Origin of the sequence: Actinokineospora sp. UTMC 2448 (assembly GCF_024760565.1) — a bacterium.
Classification (GTDB): Bacteria; Actinomycetota; Actinomycetes; order Mycobacteriales; family Pseudonocardiaceae; genus Actinokineospora; species Actinokineospora fastidiosa.
Genome location: NZ_CP031087.1, coordinates 2,388,976 through 2,408,063 on the forward strand (window position 1 = coordinate 2,388,976; position 19,088 = coordinate 2,408,063).

Here is a 19,088-nt window from a genome sequence, read left to right on the forward strand (position 1 = left end):
CCGCCACCGGGCTCGGATGACGGGTCAGGGTTCGACCAGGCCGGTGCGGATGGCGTAGCGGGCGATGTCGAGCCGGTCGCGGAGCCCGAGCTTCTGCAGGATGTTGGCGCGGTGGCGGTCCACCGTCTTGACGCTGATCACCAGGTGTTCGGCGATGTCCTTGGCCGAGTGCCCCTCGGCGATGAGTTTGACGACCTCCTCCTCGCGCGGGGTCAGGATGGTCTCGGGCAGGCCGGGGCGGTCGCCGCGCAGGTACTGGCGGATCAGCGTGGCCACCGCGCCCGGGTAGAGGAACGGCTCGCCGCGCATGGCGGCCCGGCAGGCCTCGATGAGGTCGCGGTCGGCCACGGACTTGAGCACGTAGCCCGACGCGCCCGCCTTCAGCGCTTCGAACAGGTACTGCTCGTTGTCGTACATCGACAGGATCAGCACGCGGATGCCCGGGGCCCTGCGGGCGATCTCGCGGGTGGCCTGCAGCCCGGTCATCCTCGGCATGGCGATGTCGAGCACGACGAGGTCGACGTCGTCGGGCTTGGCCGCGGCCACCGCCTCGGCTCCGTCCGCTGCCTCGGCGACCACGCGCAGGTCGGCCTCGGCGTCGAGGATGAGCCGCAGGCCCTGGCGGACCAGGGCGTGGTCGTCGGCGAGCAGGATGCGGGTCTGGGTCACGATGGGCCCTCCAGGTCCAGGCGGACGGTGGTGCCTCCGCCGGGGGGTGAGTCGATGGTCAGCCGGGCGCCGATGAGCAGGGCGCGTTCGCGCATGCCGCGGATGCCCGCCCCGGCGGTCGTCGCGCCGCCCCTGCCGTTGTCGGCGATGCGCAGCGCGGACTCGGTCAGGGTCACCTCGACGCGGGTCGCGTCCGCGTGCCGGGCGACGTTGGTCAGGCTCTCCTGCGCGATCCGGTAGACGACGAGGTCGGTGTCGGCGCCCCGCTCGGGCACCGGGCCGATGGCCGTGGTCACGACGATGCCGCTGGCCTCGGCGAACTCCCCGCACAGCGCCTTCATCGCGCTGCGCAGCCCGAGGTCGGCGAGCACCCCGGGGCGCAGCCTGCGCGCGACCTCGCGCACTTCGTCCAGGCTGGCGCGCACGGTCTCCTGCACCGCGTGCAGGTCGTCGAGCAGATCGGCGGGGGCGCGGTCGACGGCGCGCTTGAGGCCCAGCAGGACCACCGTGAGGCTCTGCCCGATCTCGTCGTGCAGTTCGCGGGCGATGCGCTCGCGCTCGGCTTCCTGCGCGGCCAGGGCGTGGGCGCTGCTGGCGCTGCGCTCGGCGGCCAGCCGGTCGAGCATGGCGTTGAACGTGTCCACGAGGTGGCCGAGGTCGCCGTGGCCGCGATCGGGGAACCGGGTGACCGGGGAGAGCAGGTCGACCCGCTGCATGAGCTGGGTCAGGCCGTTGAGCGGGGCGAGGCTGCGCCGCACGAGCAGGGCGTTGATGGCCAGGATGCCCGCGAGGCCCACGGCCAGGACGACGATCTCGGTCTGCAGGACCGTGCGGGAGACCGTCGCGGGGGAGAGCGCGAGGGCGAGGGTGCCCGCGGTGAACACCAGGCCGTTGATCAGCGACAGCCTGCGGAACAGGGACCGGGTGGGCATCGGCGGTGCTGCGCCCATCCGTCGAGTGTGGCCACTGCCGCCATCGGCGTCCATGGGTGCCCTCCCCCAACGTCAGGTCGGTCGCGGGCCGCTGACCCGCGGAAATGGGTGTCAGACCCCATAGTGCCGAACGCGCGCGCGACGGACACTGGAGCAGCGGACGGAAGGAGGACGACATGCAGGTCAGCCACACCACGGTGCCCGGCACCGGTAAGGTCCACCACTTCCTCGCCCGCGGTGGGCGCCGCCTCGCCGTCGTCACCGGGCCCGGCACCCGTCGGAGCCTGGTGGTCTACGACCGAGGGGACGAGCCCGCGCTCACCGTGGACCTGGAGGCCGACGAGGCCGACCAGGTCGCCGACACGCTGCGCAGCAAGCCGCTGGTCGACCGGGTGGCCGCGCTCGAGCGGCGGCTCGCGGCCCTGGAGGGCACGCCGTGACCGCCGCGGCGCGAAGGGGTGTGGACATGCGAGCCGCCGACATCGCCGTGACCGTCCCGACGATCACCAGGATGGACCCGGTCGCGAAGGCCCTGCGGGTGATGGCGGTGAGCAGGCTGCCCGGCCTGGTGGTGGTCGACGAGCGGTCGCGGCCGAGCATCGTGCTGCCCGGCACCCAGGTCCTGCGCCTGGCCGTCCCCGACACCTTCCGCGACGACCCGGCGCTGGCCAGGGCCATCGACGAGGCGCACGCGGACACCTTCTGGGAGGAGTTGGCCGGCCTGACCGTCGGCGACTGCCTGCCGGACAAGCCCGCGAAGCCCGTCACCGTGGCCGCGGACGCGACGCTGTTGGAGATCGCCGCGCTCATGGGCAGGCACCGCAGCCCGCTGGTGGCGGTGGTCGGCGCGGACGGCGGGCTCGTCGGCGCCATCACCCTGGAACGCCTGCTCACGAGCCTGGCCGTGTTCGGCTCCGGCGAGTAGCCACACCCCGCTCCCAGCCCGCCCGCGACCGCTGGCGGGCGGTTCCGCCGTGCCCGGAGGTCGCCGATGGAGTCCGAATCGTGAGTGGGCCGCTGGCGCTCGGGATCTTCCTGGTGGCCTTCTTCTTCATCGCCACGGAGAAGGCCGACAAGGTCAAGGTCGTGCTCATCGCCGCAGGGCTGATGGCGGTGCTGGGCCTGGTGCCCGGCTCGGAGGTGTTCTTCTCCGAGCACGAGGGCATCGACTGGAACGTCATCTTCCTGCTGTTCGGGATGATGGTGATCGTCGGGGTGGTCCGGCAGACGGGCGTGTTCGACTACCTGGGCATCTGGGCGGCGAAGAGGTCGCGGGGAAAGCCGTACCGGCTGATGGTGCTGCTGATGGCCATCACCGCCCTCGCCTCGCCCCTGCTGGACAACGTCACCATCATCATGCTCGTCGTGCCTGTGACCGTGGTGGTCTGCAACCGGCTGCGCATACCGGCCCAGCCCTACATCATCGCCGAGGTCCTGGCGTCCAACATCGGCGGCGCCGCCACGCTGATCGGCGACCCGCCCAACATCATCATCGGCAGCCGGGCAGGACTGTCCTTCACCGACTTCCTGGTCCACATGGCGCCGCCGGTGGTCGTCATCTTCGTGGTGTTCACCCTGTTCACCAAGATCCTGTTCCGCAAGGAGTTCCGGTACAACCCCGAGCACGTCGCCGCGGTCATGGCCCTGCAGGAGCGGCGGGCGATCACCGATCCCCGGCTGTTCGTGCGCTGCATGCTGGTGCTCGCCGGGGTCGTCGTCGCCTTCGGGCTGCACGCCGTGGTGCACATCGAGCCGTCCGTCGTCGCGCTGGTCGGCGCGGGCGTCATGCTGGTGGTGTCCAAGGTGGACGCGGCCGAGGTGCTCGCAGGCATCGAGTGGCCGACGCTGGTGTTCTTCATGGGCCTGTTCGTCATGGTCGCCGGTCTGGTGCACACCGGCGTGATCGCCGCCATCGGGGACTGGGCGATAGCCGCGGTGGGCGACGACTTCCTCGCCGCCGCCACCGCGCTGCTGTTCGGCTCCAGTGTGCTGGGCGCCTTCTTCGACAACATCCCGTACGTCGCCACCATGGCGCCCGTCGTGGAGGGCCTCGTCGCCGAGGCGCCCGACCCGGCCACCGGCCAGGCGCTGTGGTGGGCCTTCGCCCTCGGCGCGGACTTCGGCGGCAACGGGACCGCCGTCGCCGCCAGCGCCAACGTCGTGGCCATCGGCATCGCCGCGCGCACCGGCCACCGCATCAGCTTCTGGCGGTTCACCAAGTACGGCATCGTGGTGACCCTGCTCAGCACCGCGCTGGCCTGGGTGTACGTGTGGCTCCGCTATTTCTGACCCACGGCAGCGCTTCTTCTCGCCATGCAATCGGATTGGCTTTGGCTTCTCTGCCTGATTCGCAGGGTGGCTATTGCGGTGAGTAACTCACCCGAGTAATGCCGGAGCAGGTGCAAGGGTTCGGGCTTGTCCTCGGAGGTCTATCGGTCGGTTCGCGGGAGAGGGCCGACATCGGAGTGGCGGCCGGGGCGGAGCGCGGCGTGCTGTTGACCGGGGCCGGGGCCGTTCCGCGCGGCCAGCGCGTCGGCGACCGCTCCGGTGGCGAAGGCGTACACGCACTTGTGCAGCAGATCCACTGCCAGTTCCGCGCGCGGCCAGGTCTGCGGGGGCGCGCCGACGCCGGTGGCGTTCTCGACGATCTGGTCGTTGGTCAGCCGCACCACCGCGAACATCCCCGAGGCGACCGGACCCCGCAGACCGGCGTTGGCCATCAGCGCCCGAACGACACCCAGCAACGCGCCCTGGCCGAAGTGCATCGAGAGGTTGCGCGCCCGCGAGCGCCGCTCCGGCCGATCGGTCAGCCGCGCCACCACCGTGCCGGGCACGTGGGAGTCGGGCCTGCCGGTCACCCGCTGCTCGATCTTCTCCGCGACCGTCATCACCGCCACCCCGACCAGCCCGGCGAGCACACCCTGACCCAGCGAACGCTTCAGCATGTCCTCGGGATACCCGCCGGGCGGGAGTCCATGTCAGGCGAGGGCCGACGGCACCGCGCCCCATCGGCTCGCCCGGACGGCGATCGGGGGGCTGGTCATCCTCCCTGACCATGCCCGGGATAAGGCACCCACGGCGAGGCGGATCGGGCTCACTCGCGTCACGGCGAAGCGTGCTCTCAGGCGCGGTGACCGCCGTGCGTGAAATCAGCAGGCCCGGCACGGGCATCAGCCGTGGACCACGGCACGGAATCACCCGATCGAGGAGCGTGGGCGGGATCAAGAAGCGTAGGTGTCGCTGGTTCGGGTAGCTGACACTGTGGCCAGGAACAGCGCCAAGCAGTCCAGCGCGGAACGGTCGGGGACGCCGTTGTGGCTGTGGCCGGGTGTCGGCGGCGTGGTGGGTTTCGTGTGCGCGCTGGTGTCGGTGCCCGTGCGGCTGGACCGGCAGCACCCGCTCGGGTGGCCCGGCGGCCTGGACTCCGCGACGGCCTTCCTGCAATCGCTTGCCACGTCGGTGATCACCGTCACCGGCTTGACGTTCACGCTGATCATCGTCGCCCTGCAGTTGGCCTCCCAGCAGTTCTCGCCGCGCCTGCTGCGGGAGTTCATGCGCGATCGGGTGATCAAAGCGGTGTTGGCCGTCCTGGTGAGCACTTTCGTGTTCGCCGTGACGGCGCTGCGGTATGTCGGGCACGAGGAGTCGGTGCCCGACCTGACGCTGTTGATCGCGTCCGCGGGGAGTCTGGCGGTGCTGACCGCGATCCTGGTCTTCATCACCCACATCGCGCGGGTGCTGCGGGTCGACACCATGATGCGGGCCGTCCACGACGAGACCGACCGGGCGATCAGGAAGTTCTACCCCGAGTACGGCGACCCTCGGCCCCGATCGCCCGCGGAGCTGGACGTCGACGGCGTCGGCGAACCGGTTCACGCCGAGTCCAGCGGCTTCGTCAGGTTCGTCGACATCGGGCAGCTTCTCCGCACCGCCGCGGCGTCGGACGCCCTGATCGAACTGGAGGTGCGCCCCGGCGACCACGTCGTGTGCGGCACGCCGCTCGCGTCCGCGTGGAGCCGCCGGGCCGAGCCCCTCGATCTCCCGGCGGTGGAGGCCGGTATGCGGAAGGGCGTCGTGCTCGACTACGAGCGCACGGTGGAACAGGACGCGGCGTTCGGGTTCCGCCAGCTGACCGACATCGCGGTCAAGGCGCTGTCGCCCGGCGTCAACGATCCCGTCACCGCGATCCACGCCGTCGGGCACATGTCCGACCTGCTGGTGAAGACCACCGGCCGACGGCTCGGCGGCACCCTCCACGAGGACGACCGGGGCGTGGGACGGGTCGTTATCCCGGACCGGGACCTCACCTACTACCTCGATCTGGTGTGCGGCCAGATCCGCCGCTACGGCCGCCGCGAACCCACCGTGCTCAACGCCCTGCTCCGGATGCTGCGCGACGTCGCAGCCGCCGCGCGCGACGACGACCAGCGGGCAGCCGTCGCCGTCCAGGTCGACCTCATCACCGACGAGGTCGACCCGTCACTCAGCCGGTACGACGTCGACGGGGTCGAGGACATGGCCCGCCGCGTCCGGCTGGCACTGACCGGCGACCTCCGCGCCGCCTACCGCGACCGCAGCGGGGAGACCCGCTCCAGCTGAGCGCCACCCGATGCCGCGGACGAGTGGTCATCATCCCGAAAAGGGACGGGGAGCCCGACCTGGTCGGGCTCCCCGTGTCGTGCGCGGTGGGTCAGGGCCCCGCGACGGCCTGGGCCTTGGCGTTGCGTTCGAAGACTGACCAGAAAGTGGAGGTGCAGTATGCGCAGTCGGGGCCGAAGTACAGGCCGCGGGCTTGGTCGTCGTGCATGAGGTGGAGGCGGAACCAGGAGGTGATGGCGCCGTGCAGGGCGGGGATGCCGTAGTGGTCGGCGCCGCGCTGCTCGGCGAAGATCGCCGGGACCTGGGTGGCCTGGTTGTAGGGGGTGCGGACGACGATGGGCACGATGATGGTGTCGTTCTGGCCTGCGATGAACAGCGCGGGACCGCGCACCAGGCTGCCGCTGGTGGTGGCGAGCGGGTAGATCGGGGCGATGGCGTCCACGCGGGGGTCGGCTCCGGCGTCGATCGCGGCGCCGCCGCCGAAGGAGTGGCCGGTCGCACCGACGTTGGCCAGGTCGACCTTGCCATGCAGCGGGCTGCCCGCGCGGTTGTTCTCGCTGGTCAGGTAGTCCAGGCCCTGCAGCATGGGCGCGCCGTTGCCCGCGTTGCCCTCGGCCGCGGCGACGATGAAGCCGTGGGAGGCGAGGTGGTTGAGCAGCGGCATGTACCGGTCGAGCTTCGAGCGGGCTCCGTTGTTCCACAGCACGACCGGGTGCGTGGTGCAGCCCAGCGTGCCCGGTGCGACCGGTCGGACGACGGTGGTGCCACGGCCGTTGGAGGCGGAGGTCACCGCGAAGGGGCCGGGGGCGTCCCACTGGCCGTTGACCGACTTGCAGGGTGAGGTCGGCGGGACGGTGGTCGTGGTGGGGCCGCTCGTGGTGGTGGTCGGTGTGGTGGTGGTCGTGGGGTTCTGGTTCTCGTGGTCGATGATGATGTTCTTGATCTGGGTGAACACGCCGGTGTCGCTGGGGAAGCTGCCGTGGCCGATGCAGGTCGGCGTCTGGAGGTTGGTGGCTCCGGCTAGCTCGGCGGACGTGCTCGGGTTGACGTTCCAGTCGCAGGTGGAGCGCTGGGTGGTGTAGCGGACCGCGGGGGAGCCGGGGACCTCGGTGCCCGCGTTCAGCGCCGCGAGCCAGGGCGAGCCGATGGCGAACTGCTTGCACGAGACGTAGGTGTACTGGCACATGGAGGCGGTGGTGGTGCCGTGGTGCGGGCCCGCCATCGAGAAGTACAGCGACACCTTGTCCTGCGCGCCGGGGACGTTCTTCAGGTAGGACCGGGCTGCCAGGGTGGAGGCCGACCAGGTCACCAGCACGACCTTGCGGGCGCCGGTCCGGGCCAGCACGCTGTCGACCTTCTGCCCGATCTCCTGCCCGGCCCGGGTGAGGTCGCCGGTCATGCTGGTGCTGTCGGTCCAGGTCTCGACCCGGTCCGACCGCCACCCCGCGGCGACGAACTTGGTCCTCATCGGCTCCATGTGCTGCGTCGTGCCGGTCATGCCCGGGATGATGATCACCGGATCGTGCTCCGCCGCCGTGGTGGCGGCCAGGTCCGCGCTTGCCTGGGGCGACAGCCCGACCAGCGTCAGCGCGGTGGCGGCCACCGCTGTCAGCGCGGCGAGCAGCGCCGCACCGCGGCCGCGGACTTGAGTTGTGGACATCGGACAACCTCCTGAACAGGAAGTGGTGCAGGGAAAACAGGAGACCGGGATCACCCTGTTTCGTCGATGTTATGAACAGGAAAACAGCCTGACCATGTGCCCACGCACATTCTTGGCGCCCTTCTGCATGTGGCGAGCCACATCCCGTGGCCAAGGCACAACCGGGCGCGACCGCGTGTGTGGCTACGGACATGGTCGGTGTCGACACGGTTCGTTAGTTCCGGGAAATCGGGTGGGCGAATTCCTGCAATGCGGTCCGGTATTCCCCTTCGTCTTTTCCCCGGAGGACGACCATGTCCAATCGTCGAGTCGGCCCAGACGCGGTCGCCAGTGGATGGTGCAGGCGTGGAGCAGGTGGGCGGTGTCCTCGGGCAGGTGACGCTGTTGTCGGGAGACAGGGTCGCCCTGGTCGAAGGGCGGGACGGTCAGCTCTCCCCGTTGGTGCGCCGCGCCGAGGGGCGGGAACGGATGTCGTTCGCGATCCAGCGCACGCGGGACGAGCTGTTCGTCGTGCCGCGGGACGCGGCGGCCGATGTCGGGTCCGGCAGGCTGGACCGCAGGCTGTTCGACGTGAAGGCGCTGCTGGCCTACGGCTATGACGACGCCCGCCGCGGTGACCTGCCGTTGATCGTGCAGGGCGGCGCCAGCTCAGGCACAGACCATCATCAGGGCGTACGGCCTGAAGTAGGTCTGTCCTCATCGGACACAGTGGCCTCCGTCGCACGGCGGAGGCCACCGCTTTCCGGAGACCGGCTGCTGCGCGGCGTTCCGCGTGCAGGGGTCGGGTCGCTGCGCGGCCAATCCCGCTCCCCGTGGTCAGGCGCGGACCGCCTGGACCAGCAGGCGGAGGAGGAGACCTTCAGGAGGGAATCGCACGCGCTGTTGTGTAGCGCCCGGGGACGTACTCGTCGAGGTCCAAGGTCGTGGCGATGAACGATCGTTGAGCAGGGCGAACAGCAGGGCGGTGGGGAGCGAGTCTACGGCGTCGGTCATGAAGAATCCTTGAATCCCACCATTTCTCCTGATCAACTGTGCTGTCAGCGGCTCTCGGCGGCTGGTAGCCTTCCCCCGCGAGGAGGCGGCCGGTGGGGGCGATCAGGTTCAGCCTGCTGGGGCAGATCGAGGCGTGGCTGGGTCCGGACGTCGTGGACCTGGGACACCAGAAGCAGCGGCACGTGCTCGCGGCGCTGCTCGTCGACGCGGACCGGGTCGTGCCGGTGGCGCGGATCCTGGAGCGGGTCTGGGGCGAGGACCCGCCGCGCAGTGCGCAAACCACCCTCTACAGCTACCTTTCGCGGCTGCGCAGGGCGTTGCCCTCGGAGTCGGAATGCTCGCTGATCGAGCGGCATCCGGGCGGCTACGTGGCGCGGATCGATCCCGACCTCGTCGACCTGCACCGCTTCCGCAGGCTGGTCGCGCAGGCCAAGGCGACCCCGCGCCCAGCCGCCGCCGCCGAGGTGCTGGAGCAGGCGCTGGGCCTGTGGCGGGGCGAGCCGTTCGACGGAACCGACAGCGCCTGGTTCACGGCGCAGCGGACCACGCTGCACCGTGAACACGCCGTCGCCCGGCTCGACCTGGGCGACCTGCTGCTGCGCTGCGGCCGCGACGCCGACGCGCTCGCCGTCGCGTCGGCGTGCGCGGCCGACGATCCGCTCGACGAGCGGGCCGCCGGTCATCTGGCGCTGGCCCTGCACCGCCTGGGCCGCAAGGCCGACGCGCTCGCCTGCCTCGACCGGACCCGCAGGCTGCTGGCCGACGAGCTGGGGGTCGACCCCGGGGCCGCCCTGGTCGAGTTGCGCGCGCGGGTGCTGGCGGACGACCCGGAGCTGCTGCGGATCGACTCCGGGGGCGGCGGCGCCGAGCCGTCGGCGGCCATCACCTGGTCCGCGCCCGCCACGCTGCCGCCGGACGTGCTCGACTTCACCGACCGGGCGGGGCAGCCCGCGCGGCTGGTCGAGCAGTCGATCACCGGCGGGCGCGTCGTCGCGGTCGTCGGCATGGGCGGGGTCGGCAAGACCTCGCTCGTGCGGCACGTCGCCAACCGGGTCGCCGACCGGTTCCCGGACGGGCAGCTCTGGGTGGACCTCGGCGACGCGAAGCCGGGTGACGTCCTCGCCCGGCTGCTGCGGGTGCTCGGCGTCCCGGACCGCGCCATCCCCGCCGACCCCGCCGAGCGGGGCGACGTCTTCCGCACGCTGCTGCGCGGCCGGACGGTGCTGATCGTGCTCGACAACGCGATGTCGGCCCAGCAGGTCTATCCGCTGCTGCCCGGAACGGGCACGTGCGCTGTCCTGATCACCAGCCGCGCTAAGCCGACCGGTGCTGAGGGCGTCGAGTGCGTCGAACTGGACGTCTTCACCCCGGACGAGGGCGTGGCGCTGCTGACGAAGCTGGTGGGCGCCCAGCGCGTCGCGGCCGAGCCCGCCGCTGCCGAGCGGATCGTCGCGCTGTGCGGCGGGCTGCCGCTCGCCGTGCGGATCGCCGGGGCGCGGCTGGCCGCCCGGCGCACCTGGCGGCTGGAGCACATGGTGGCGCAGCTGCGCGACGAGTGCCGCAGGCTCGACCAGCTCGCGGTCGGCGATCTGGAGGTGCGCGCCTCCCTGGCGTTGAGCTACGCGGACCTGGCGGCGCCCGCCCGGCGGCTGTTGCGCCTGCTCGGGCTGATCGCCGTGCCGGACTTCCCGCCGTGGGTGGTCGCGGTGCTGCTCGAACTGCCGCTGGACGAGGCGGTCGGGCACGCCGAGGCGCTGGTCGACGCGCACCTGCTGACCGTGTCCGAGGCCGATCCGGTCGGGCAGTACCGGTACCGCTGCCACGACCTCGTCCGGCTGTTCGCGGCCGAGCGCGTCACGGAGGAGGAGACCCCCGACGAGCGCGCCCACGCGGTCGAGCGGGCCTTGGGCGGATGGCTGGCGATCGCCGAGCGGATGGCCGAGTTCGTGCCCGGCCCCTGTTACGCGCGCATCAGCGGCTCCGCGCACCGCCCGCCGATCGACGGGCTGGTTCCCGACCTGCCGCGCGAGTGGTCGGACGCCTGGTTCGACGCGGAGCGCCCGGCGTTGCTCGCCGCGGTGCGCCAGGCGTGCCGGTCCGGGCTGGTCGACCTCGCGTTCGACCTCGCTGGCTGCCTGGAGAAGTACTTCGACCTGCGCGGCATGTACTCGGACTGGCGCGCGCTCAACAGCGAGGTGCTCGACGTGTGCGTCGCGCACGGCCACCGGCTCGGCGAGGCGGTGATGCGGCGTGGGCTGCTCGATGTCACGACCTGGATCGCAGGCGGGTCGGGCGAGGCGATGGGCGAGCTGCGGATGGCCGCGGTCGCGCTGTGGGAGCTGTTCACCGAGCTCGGCCACGATGCGGGCGCGGCGGACGTCGCCGTGATGCACTCGTGGTCGTCGACCGCCGCGGGCAGGCACGCCGATGCCGTCGCCACCGCCGAGGCGGCTCTGGCCATGGCCGAGCGGGCCGGCCACGTGGGTGGGCGGGCCAGAGCCGAACTGGCGCTGGCCGTCGCGCACCACGACAGCGGCGAGTTCACGGCGGGCATCCGGCACGCCGAACGCGCGCTGGTGCACGCGCGCGAGCTGGGCAACCCGCGCTGGGAGGCCACTGCGCTGCAGTTCGCGGGCATCGGGTACCGGGAGGCGGGCGAGTTCGAGGTCAGCGGCCGCCTGCTGGACCAGTCGCTGTCCATCGCGCGCGCCCACCGCGACTGCTACACCGAGGTGCTGACCCTGCTCGCGTCCGCGCGCCTGCACCTGCGGGGCGACCGCGACCGGGCGTGCGCCGACGCCGAGCGCGCATTGGCGCTGAGCCGCCGCTACCGGATGACCCACCACACGGCCGAGGGGCTGGAGCTGCTGGGCCTGCTGGCGTTGGCGGAGAACCGGCCGCACGACGCCGTGACGCACCTGGAGGAGTCCGTCGCGCTGTGGCGCACCCGGGGGTGGCACTCCTACCACGCCGCCGCCCTGGAGTCGCTTGGCCGGGCCTACGAGCAGGTCGACCCGGCGGCGGCGCGCCGGGCCTTCGCCGAGGCGCGCGCGGTCCGCGGCGGCGCCGGGCACGTGACCGGCGCGTTCCAGGATCGTCCATAGGACGTTCAAGCAGGCTCCCTGACCGTTGTCGGTGTTGGTCGACGACGACCAGCCGACAGGAAGGGGATGGAGCAGCGATGTCGAGGATCACCAAGGTGCTGACGCTCGTCGCGGCGCTGTTCGCGCTCAGCACGAGCGCGTCGACCGCAGCGGTGCAGGGGCAGACGGCGGGCACGGGCCAGACGCAGGCGGTGAGCGCCGCGGTCCAGGCGGAGGCGTCCCTGCGGAGCAGGATCGTCTCGATCGCCAAGAGCGAGCTGGCGAACAAGTCCCGCAACCGCGAGAAGGGCGCGAAGAACTGCAATTACTACAGCGGGAAGGTCGGGGGCGGCTCGACGAAGGGCTGCCCGAAGGGGTGGAAGTCCGAGGCGTGGTGCGCGGACTTCCTGAAGTACGTGTGGAAGCAGGCGGGCGCGTCGACCTCGGGCATCACCCCGGCGGCGGCGAGCCTCTACAAGTACGGCAAGACGAAGAAGACCTGGAACCCCGGCAAGAGCATCAAGGGCGTCAAGGTCGGTGACGCGATCGTCTACAACCTGAACAGCAGCGGCACGTGGGCCAGCCACGTCGGCATCGTGACCAAGGTCAACACCAAGACCGGCAAGATCACGGTGATCTCCGGCAACAGCGGCAAGAACTCGATGTACGTCGCCGAGCGCACGTTCACCCCGGACGGCACCGTCTCGGGCTACGCGTCGCCCAAGGGCTGAGGCCGCGGTGAATCGGCGTCACGACCTGCCTGGTCGTGACGCCGATTTCGCTTGCGCGGTCGCTGCATCCCGCGACTGCGGGGGGCAGGCGCGTTGGCTAGCGCAGGTTCTCGAAGTAGGGCTTCATGGCCGGGTAGTAGTCGTCAAAGGACGGTTGCGGCGTGCCATCGCGGGAGGCGACCAGGAGGTCGAGGTAGTACTCCCAGCCGGGGCCGACCTCGCCGACGGAGTCGACGTTCTCCAGGTGGTGGACCAGCTTCAGCTCCGTCGTGCCGCCGGTCTCGGTGAGCAGCACCTCCAGGCGCCAGCTGCCTGCTTCGTCGGTCATGGACAGTGCGAGCCTGGTGGGCGCCGCGCACTCCTCGATCCGGGTTTCGCACCAGGGCGCGCCGTCCTCGAAGCCGAGTTGGACCTTGATGGTGGCGCCCGGTCGGGCCTCGCCCTCCCATGCGCCGAACCAGCGGGCCGTGCGCTCGGGTTCGGTGACGCTGGCCCACACGTCCTCGGCGGGGGCGCGGAAGGTGCGGGTGAGCACCAGATCGGTGCCGAACAACCTGCCGGTGGGGGTCATGCCGTGTTCTCCTCGGGAAGCTCTGGGCTGGCGCGCCGGTCCCGGCGCGTGCGGTGGACCTCGGTCTCCAGCGCGTCGAGCCGCCGCTCCCACGCCGGCGGCGTGCCGAACCGCGCGATCCACTCGGCGATGTCGGCCAGCGGCGCGGCGTCGAGGGCGTAGACGCGCTGCCTGCCGACGGCGTCGTCGCGCACCAGCCCGCTCTCCCTGAGCACCCGCAGATGCCGCGACACCGCGGGCCTGCTGATCGCGAAGCGCTCGGCGATCGCGCCCGCGGGCATGGGGCCGTGCCGCAACATCTCCAGGATGTCCCGGCGCACGGGGTCGGCGATCGCGCTGGCCACGAGGTCCACGACAGAAGCGTAACCTACTGGTTACGCGTCATCAAGGTGTCGCTGCGCGATCGGGCATTAGTCGCCACCAAAGGGCGGCGATAGCGGGGAGTCCCGTGCGCGGACAAGGTGGCGTCCTAGCCGAACCGGAGACCCGGCGCGGCGACGAGCGCGGACCCCTGGGCCGGTTCGATCAGCGCGCTCTGCAGTCGGACGGTGAGAGGGTCGATCGCGGACAGGTCGCTGCCCCCGCAGGTCGGCCCGGGAGAAGCAGCCACGCGTCGGCTAGGTCGACCCGGTGCGGGGTGGCGCCCGCATGTCGACCACGCTCCCGATGAGCGCGGTCTGCGTGCCGTGCCACGACTTGGCGGTGTCGAATTCCTGTGCCCCGCCCTTTCCCAGGCCCCAGACCGCGATCGTCGGGCCTCAGAACAGGGTGGCGGGTTCGACCGGCTCTGGTTCGGGCAGTGCGGCGAGGGCGGGCACCAGCGCTCGGACGTCGTCGTGGAAGCGGCGGGCGAGCGCTGGTGCGTCGTCGTTGTCCGGGGTGTGGAGGAAGATCGTCGGGGAACGGCCCTCGCGCAGCCATTCGGCGACCACCTCGGCCCACGGCTGCCACCCGTCGGCGGTGACCTCGGCGGAATCACGGCCCAGGTAGCGGACGATGGGGCGGTCGGTCAGTGCGCGGGTGCGCCTCGGCAGCCGGGGTTTCTTGGTCCAGGCATCCTGCTCGGCCTCGCTGGTCGGCGGGTTCTGGAAGAAGACGGTGGTGTCGAACGGAACCCATTCGGCGTTCGCGTGGGCGAGAACCTTCTCCAGCAGCGATGTCGAGTCAGCGTCGGTGAAGAACCCGGGGTGGCGCACTTCCACGGCGCGCTGGCGGTCGGCCGGGAGCCTGCGCAGGAAGCGGCCGAGGGTGTCGACGTCCGGTGGGCCGAACGAGCCCGGCAGCTGGGTCCACAGGACCGCCCGGTCGCCCAGGGGCTCGATCGCGTCCAGGAACGCCCGCATCTCGACCTCGACCCCGGCGAGCCTGCGCTCGTGGGTGACGACCTTGGGCAGCTTGAGCACGAACCGGAACTCCGGACCGGTCTGCTGCGCCCACGTCGCGACGGTGGTCCGGGAGGGAGTCGCGTAGAACGTGGTGTTGCCTTCCACGGCGTTGCACCAGCCCGCGTAGGCCCGCAAACGCTCCTTGGCAGGCGTCGACTGCGGCATGAACCGACCTGGCCACGCCTTGTGGGTCCACATCGCGCAACCGACGTTGAGACCTGCCACTTCTCACCTCCCATCGAACGTGATCAGCTTACTGCGGCCCAGGTCCGGCGGCAGAAGCGAACGTCGCCGCCCTACCCGCTCGCAGGCGACGAGCCGGAGAGGACGAGGCGCGGTCGCGTCCTCGTCCCCTCCGTCGGCTCGCTACCTCCACTGCTCCGCCGGGGCGACACCGGGCAGCGGCTTGCCGATCAGGGCCAGCGGGATGAAGAAGCCGACCTGCCCGATCGCCATGGCGAGCGTGGCGAGCGCCTTGTCGTCGTAGTGCTCGGACGCCTTCGCGTAGAGGGCGTCGGGGACGCGCTCGCCGTCCGGGTTCGGGGTCAGGACGGCCTCGACGAGTTCCAGCGCGACCCGCTCGGCCTCGGTGAAGTAGGGGGCGTCCCGCCAGGACGCCACGGCGGTGACGCGCTCGTCGGTCTCGCCCGCCTTGCGCAGGTTGCCGCTGTGCAGGACGGTCAGATAGGTGTTTCCGACGATCTGCCCCGCGCGCAGCTGCACCAGGCTGACAGTGGTTCGAGGGATCGAGCCGTTGCCGGTGGCCTCGAACAGCGCGCCCGCGACCTTCCCCAGCTCCGGGACGAGCTTGGCGGGATTGGGGAGACGGGACTCGGTCATGGGAGTTTCCTTTCCTGGTTTCGGTGTTCTCACTGCACTGACGGTTGGGGCGCCGCGGATGTGACCGGTGTGGGGGACTGGGTTCGCGGCCGGAGCAGGACCACGGCGGCGACGATCGCGACCAGATAGAACCCGCCCGCGCCGAGCAGACCGGTCGTGTAGCCGTCGGTCATGGCGTCCCTTGTGGCCGCGCCCGCGGCGCCTGCGATGCCCGCCAGGACCGCCAGGCCCAGCGCGCCGCCGATCTGCTGGCTGGTGTTGACGAGCCCCGACGCGATGCCGGAGTCCTGCGCGGCGACGCCCTGCACGCCGCTGATCGTGGCGGCGACGAAGCCGATGCCCAGGCCGATCCCGGCGACCAGTTGGGCGGGCAGCAGGGTGGCCAGGGCGTTCTGGTCCGGGGTGAGCAGGCTGAACCAGCCCATCGCGACGGCCGCCACCGCCAGGCCGGACGCCAGGGTGGTCCGGGCGGAGGTCCGGGCCCGCAGCCGGGGCCCGACCACGCCGGAGCCGATCCCGATGCCGATCGCGAAGGGCAGGTACGCCAGCCCGGTGATCATGGGCGGGTAGCCCTTGATCGACTGCATGTAGAGCGTGAGGAAGTAGAACGTGGCCAGCTGGCCCGCGCCCATGAGCAGCATGACCAGGTTCGCGCCGAGCCTGGCCCGGTCGGCGAGCAATCCCGCGGGCAGCATCGGGTCGCGGCCGCGGCGCTGGATGACGGTGAACGCGACGGCCAGCGCCACGCCCGCCGCGCCGAAGGCCAGGGTCTGCCCGTCGAGGCCGTCGGACCCGGCCCGGTTGATCGCGTAGACCAGCGAGCCGAGCGCGAGGGTCGCGGTGACCGCGCCGAGCAGGTCGATGCCCCCGCGCTGCCGGGTGCCCGGGACCACCACGAGGGTGCCGACGAGCAGCAGGACGGCGAAGGGGACGTTGACGAACATGATCCACCGCCAGCCCAGGTACTCGGTCAGCGCGCCGCCGAGCAGCAGGCCGACCACCGCGCCCAGGCCGCCCATCGCGCCGTACACGCCCAGCGCCCGGTTGCGCGCCGGTCCGGCGGGGAAGGTGTCGGCGAGCAGGGACAGCGCGGCCGGGGCGATGAGGGCGCCGCCGATGCCCTGCAGCACGCGCGCGGCGATCATCATGCCGCCGTTCTGCGCCACACCGCCCAGCACGGAGGCGGCCAGGAACACCACCAGTCCGACGCGGAACAGCCTGCGGCGGCCGAGCAGGTCGCCCGCGCGCCCGCCCGCGAGCAGCAGGCCGCCGAACGCCAGCGCGTACGCGGTCAGGATCCAGTCCAGATCGGTCTCGGCCATGCCCAGGCCCGTCCCGATGGCGGGCAGGCCGACGGTCACGATCGTGCCGTCCATCACGATCAGCAGCTGCGCGGCGGCGATCACCAGCAGCGCCAGGCTGGGACGGGGTTGTGCGGTCATGGTGGACCTCCTCATGCCGCGCCGGCGGCGCGGTGGACCGCGGCGACGAGCCGGTCGTGTTCGGGGTAGGACCAGTCGAAGGAGAAGCGGCGGCGGGTGTAGCCGAAGGCGATGCCGCCCAGCGGGTCGGCGAACGACTCCGCGCCAGCGGAACCGTTGTGTCCGAACGCATTCGCGCTCAGCATCGGGTAGCGCAGGCCCTTGGCCTGGAAGCCCAGTGCGTACTGACCCGCGTCGGCGGTGACCAGGTCGCGGCCGGTGGAGTGGAGCATGGCGAACTCGCCGAGGGTGTCGGGCTTGAGCAGCGGGGCCTGGCCGTCCAGCCCGAAGACGGCGGCGGTGTACAGCGCGGCCAGCGCCCGGGCGTTGCCCACACCACCGGCGGAGGCCTGGCCGAGCGCGCGCACGCGCCGGGTGTTGATGAAGGCCACCTGGTCCAGCGGCGGGGTGGAGTTGAGGCCGTAGCCGACCCCGGTGACGCTGTTCGGGCCCGGGACGTCCGCCCAGAACGCCGCGAGCTCCTCCGGGCTCGCCAGCCCCGGCAGCACCTCCCGGTACCGGTCCTCCAGCGCCTCCGGCAGCCCGAGGTACAGGTCAAGCCCGTGCGGCGCGCGCACCCGCTCCTCGAAATGCTCCTGGAGCGACCGGCCGGTCGCCCTGCGGACCACCTCGCCGACCATCGCGAAGGTCACGAACGCGCCGTAGCCGTAGGCCGAGCCGGGCCGCCAGTACGGCCGCTGCCCGGCCAACCGCCGCGCGATCACCCGGTCGTCGGCCAGTTCCGCCGCGGTCAGTCCGCCGTCGACGCCGATCACGCCGGAACGGTGGGTGAGGACGTCCCGCAGCGTGATCCGGTCCTTGCCCGCGGTGGCGAACTCCGGCCACCAGTGGGCGACGGGCTGGTCCAGGTCCACCGCGCCGTCCTGCGCCAGGAGTGCCACGACCAGGGTCGCGGCGCCCTTTGTCGCGGAGTAGACACCGGTCAGCGTGTCGCCGGTCACCCCGTCGCCCGCCCACAGGTCGACCACCCTGCGGCCTCCCGCGTACACCGTCAACTGGGCGCCGGACTTCCAGTCGATCGCGGCGGCGAATTCCTCGCGCACCGGCTCGAATCCGTCGGCCACGGTGCCTTGAACCTCGCTGATGTCCATGCTTTGCGCTGCTTCCGATCGTCGTGTTACCGATTTGTCGGAGGCATGACGCATGGGCCGCCGAGAGTGTGACCACCGCGCGGCGGTCACATCGGGGACCTTCGGTTCGTCATGGGTACGACCGTCGAGACGAAGGACGACCATGAACGAACACGACTTCCTGGCCCAGCGGTTCGAGGAGCACCGCGCCCACCTGCGCGCGGTGGCCTACCGGATGCTCGGCTCGCTGGCCGAGGCCGACGACGCCGTGCAGGACGCCTGGCTGCGCCTGGCGCGGTCCGAGGCCGAGGACATCGACAACCTCGGCGGCTGGCTGACCACCGTCGTCGGCCGCGTCTGCCTGGACATGCTGCGCTCCCGCCGACTCCGCCGGGAGGACCCGCTGGAGGCCCGCCTGCCGGACCCGGTCGTCACCGACGACGATCCCGAGCAGCAGGCGCTGATCGCCGACTCGGTCGGCCTGGCCCTGCTGGTGGTGCTGGAGTCGCTGAACCCGGCCGAACGGCTGGCCTTCGTCCTGCACGACCTGTTCGGCATGCCGTTCGAGCAGATCGCCCCGATCATGAACCGCACCCCGGTCGCGGCCAGGAAGCTCGCCAGCCGTGCCCGCCAGCGCGTCCAGGGCGCGACCCCCACCCCGGACCCCGACCCGGCCACCCAGCGCCGCGTCGTCGACGCCTTCCTCACCGCGGCCCGCGGCGGCGACCTCACCGCCCTCATGGCCGTCCTCGACCCCGACGTCACGCTGCGCGCCGACGGCGGCAAGGCCCTCCCCGGCGGCATGCGCGTCCTGCACGGCGCCGAGGCCGTGGCGGGACAGCTGGCCACCTTCCAGCGCATGGCCACCATCTCGACCGTCCGCCCCGCACTCGTCAACGGCGCCGCGGGCCTGGTCAACACCATTGACGGCGACCTCATCTCGATCATGAGCTTCACGGTCGCCGACGGCCGGATCGCCGCGATCGACATCCTCTCCGACCCGGACCGCCTCGCTCAGCTCGACCTCAGCGACCTGGAGGTCTGACGGGCTTG

General features: G+C 71.7%; 18 protein-coding genes. 8 read left to right on the plus strand and 10 right to left on the minus strand.

Annotated features, from left to right (window positions below; translation table 11 throughout):
* Positions 1-24: 24 nt before the first annotated feature.
* Positions 25-669 (minus strand): response regulator, encoded by a 645-nt coding sequence (locus Actkin_RS11330; protein WP_258907042.1) that lies wholly within the window; start codon positions 667-669, stop codon positions 25-27.
* Complete coding sequence (locus Actkin_RS11335; protein ID WP_229787228.1) at positions 666-1,619, minus strand: sensor histidine kinase; 954 nt, start codon at positions 1,617-1,619, stop codon at positions 666-668. The genes Actkin_RS11330 and Actkin_RS11335 overlap by 4 nt, the downstream gene beginning before the upstream one ends.
* Before the next feature lie 158 nt (positions 1,620-1,777).
* Here Actkin_RS11335 and Actkin_RS11340 point away from each other — a divergent pair, with 158 nt between their 5' ends.
* The 3 genes from Actkin_RS11340 to Actkin_RS11350 all read left to right on the plus strand — a co-directional run bounded on the left by Actkin_RS11340 (position 1,778) and on the right by Actkin_RS11350 (position 3,890).
* A complete protein-coding gene (locus Actkin_RS11340) occupies positions 1,778-2,041 on the plus strand; it encodes a cation:proton antiporter regulatory subunit (protein ID WP_258907043.1) in 264 nt (87 codons plus the stop codon).
* 26 nt (positions 2,042-2,067) lie between these two features.
* A complete protein-coding gene (locus Actkin_RS11345; RefSeq protein WP_258907044.1) occupies positions 2,068-2,526 on the plus strand; it encodes a CBS domain-containing protein in 459 nt (152 codons plus the stop codon).
* An 80-nt stretch (positions 2,527-2,606) separates the two neighbouring features.
* The gene (locus tag Actkin_RS11350) at positions 2,607-3,890 is read left to right on the plus strand and encodes an ArsB/NhaD family transporter (protein WP_258907045.1); all 1,284 of its coding nucleotides are present in this window, start codon (positions 2,607-2,609) and stop codon (positions 3,888-3,890) included.
* Positions 3,891-4,030: 140 nt separating this feature from the next.
* On the opposite strand, the gene Actkin_RS11355 is transcribed toward Actkin_RS11350, so the two are convergent.
* Entirely contained in the window at positions 4,031-4,546 is a 516-nt protein-coding gene (locus Actkin_RS11355; RefSeq protein ID WP_258907047.1) for a hypothetical protein, read from the minus strand.
* Positions 4,547-4,862: 316 nt separating this feature from the next.
* Between Actkin_RS11355 and Actkin_RS11360 the strand changes: the two genes are divergently transcribed.
* Entirely contained in the window at positions 4,863-6,200 is a 1,338-nt protein-coding gene (locus Actkin_RS11360) for a DUF2254 domain-containing protein (RefSeq protein WP_258907049.1), read from the plus strand.
* A 91-nt stretch (positions 6,201-6,291) separates the two neighbouring features.
* Here Actkin_RS11360 and Actkin_RS11365 read toward each other — a convergent pair whose 3' ends face one another.
* Complete coding sequence (locus Actkin_RS11365) at positions 6,292-7,860, minus strand: poly(ethylene terephthalate) hydrolase family protein (protein ID WP_258907051.1); 1,569 nt, start codon at positions 7,858-7,860, stop codon at positions 6,292-6,294.
* A gap of 345 nt (positions 7,861-8,205) precedes the next feature.
* On the opposite strand from Actkin_RS11365, the gene Actkin_RS11370 reads away from it, so the two are divergent.
* The 3 genes from Actkin_RS11370 (at position 8,206) to Actkin_RS11380 (ending at position 12,667) form a co-directional block, all read left to right on the plus strand.
* On the plus strand, positions 8,206-8,793 hold the full coding sequence (locus Actkin_RS11370; RefSeq protein WP_258907053.1) for a hypothetical protein: 588 nt from the start codon (positions 8,206-8,208) through the stop codon (positions 8,791-8,793).
* A gap of 152 nt (positions 8,794-8,945) precedes the next feature.
* Positions 8,946-11,957, plus strand: coding sequence for an AfsR/SARP family transcriptional regulator (locus Actkin_RS11375; RefSeq protein ID WP_258907055.1), 3,012 nt, complete (start codon positions 8,946-8,948; stop codon positions 11,955-11,957).
* Positions 11,958-12,034: 77 nt separating this feature from the next.
* Positions 12,035-12,667, plus strand: a complete 633-nt coding sequence (locus tag Actkin_RS11380) for a CHAP domain-containing protein (RefSeq protein WP_258907056.1) — start codon at positions 12,035-12,037, stop codon at positions 12,665-12,667.
* Positions 12,668-12,764: 97 nt separating this feature from the next.
* Here Actkin_RS11380 and Actkin_RS11385 read toward each other — a convergent pair whose 3' ends face one another.
* From Actkin_RS11385 to Actkin_RS11410, 6 genes are all read right to left on the minus strand, one after another.
* Entirely contained in the window at positions 12,765-13,238 is a 474-nt protein-coding gene (locus Actkin_RS11385) for an SRPBCC family protein (RefSeq protein WP_258907057.1), read from the minus strand.
* Positions 13,235-13,591 (minus strand): metalloregulator ArsR/SmtB family transcription factor, encoded by a 357-nt coding sequence (locus tag Actkin_RS11390; protein ID WP_258907058.1) that lies wholly within the window; start codon positions 13,589-13,591, stop codon positions 13,235-13,237. Before Actkin_RS11390 ends, Actkin_RS11385 begins: the two co-directional genes overlap by 4 nt.
* A 405-nt stretch (positions 13,592-13,996) precedes the next feature.
* Positions 13,997-14,821 (minus strand): DUF72 domain-containing protein, encoded by an 825-nt coding sequence (locus Actkin_RS11395; RefSeq protein ID WP_258907059.1) that lies wholly within the window; start codon positions 14,819-14,821, stop codon positions 13,997-13,999.
* Positions 14,822-14,989: 168 nt separating this feature from the next.
* Positions 14,990-15,463 (minus strand): carboxymuconolactone decarboxylase family protein, encoded by a 474-nt coding sequence (locus tag Actkin_RS11400; protein WP_258907060.1) that lies wholly within the window; start codon positions 15,461-15,463, stop codon positions 14,990-14,992.
* Between the two features lie 29 nt (positions 15,464-15,492).
* A complete protein-coding gene (locus Actkin_RS11405) occupies positions 15,493-16,905 on the minus strand; it encodes an MFS transporter (RefSeq protein ID WP_258907061.1) in 1,413 nt (470 codons plus the stop codon).
* An 11-nt stretch (positions 16,906-16,916) separates the two neighbouring features.
* Positions 16,917-18,056, minus strand: coding sequence for a serine hydrolase domain-containing protein (locus Actkin_RS11410; RefSeq protein WP_258907063.1), 1,140 nt, complete (start codon positions 18,054-18,056; stop codon positions 16,917-16,919).
* A 142-nt stretch (positions 18,057-18,198) separates the two neighbouring features.
* Between Actkin_RS11410 and sigJ the strand changes: the two genes are divergently transcribed.
* The gene (sigJ, locus tag Actkin_RS11415) at positions 18,199-19,080 is read left to right on the plus strand and encodes an RNA polymerase sigma factor SigJ (protein WP_189212585.1); all 882 of its coding nucleotides are present in this window, start codon (positions 18,199-18,201) and stop codon (positions 19,078-19,080) included.
* The last annotated feature ends 8 nt before the right edge of the window (positions 19,081-19,088 follow it).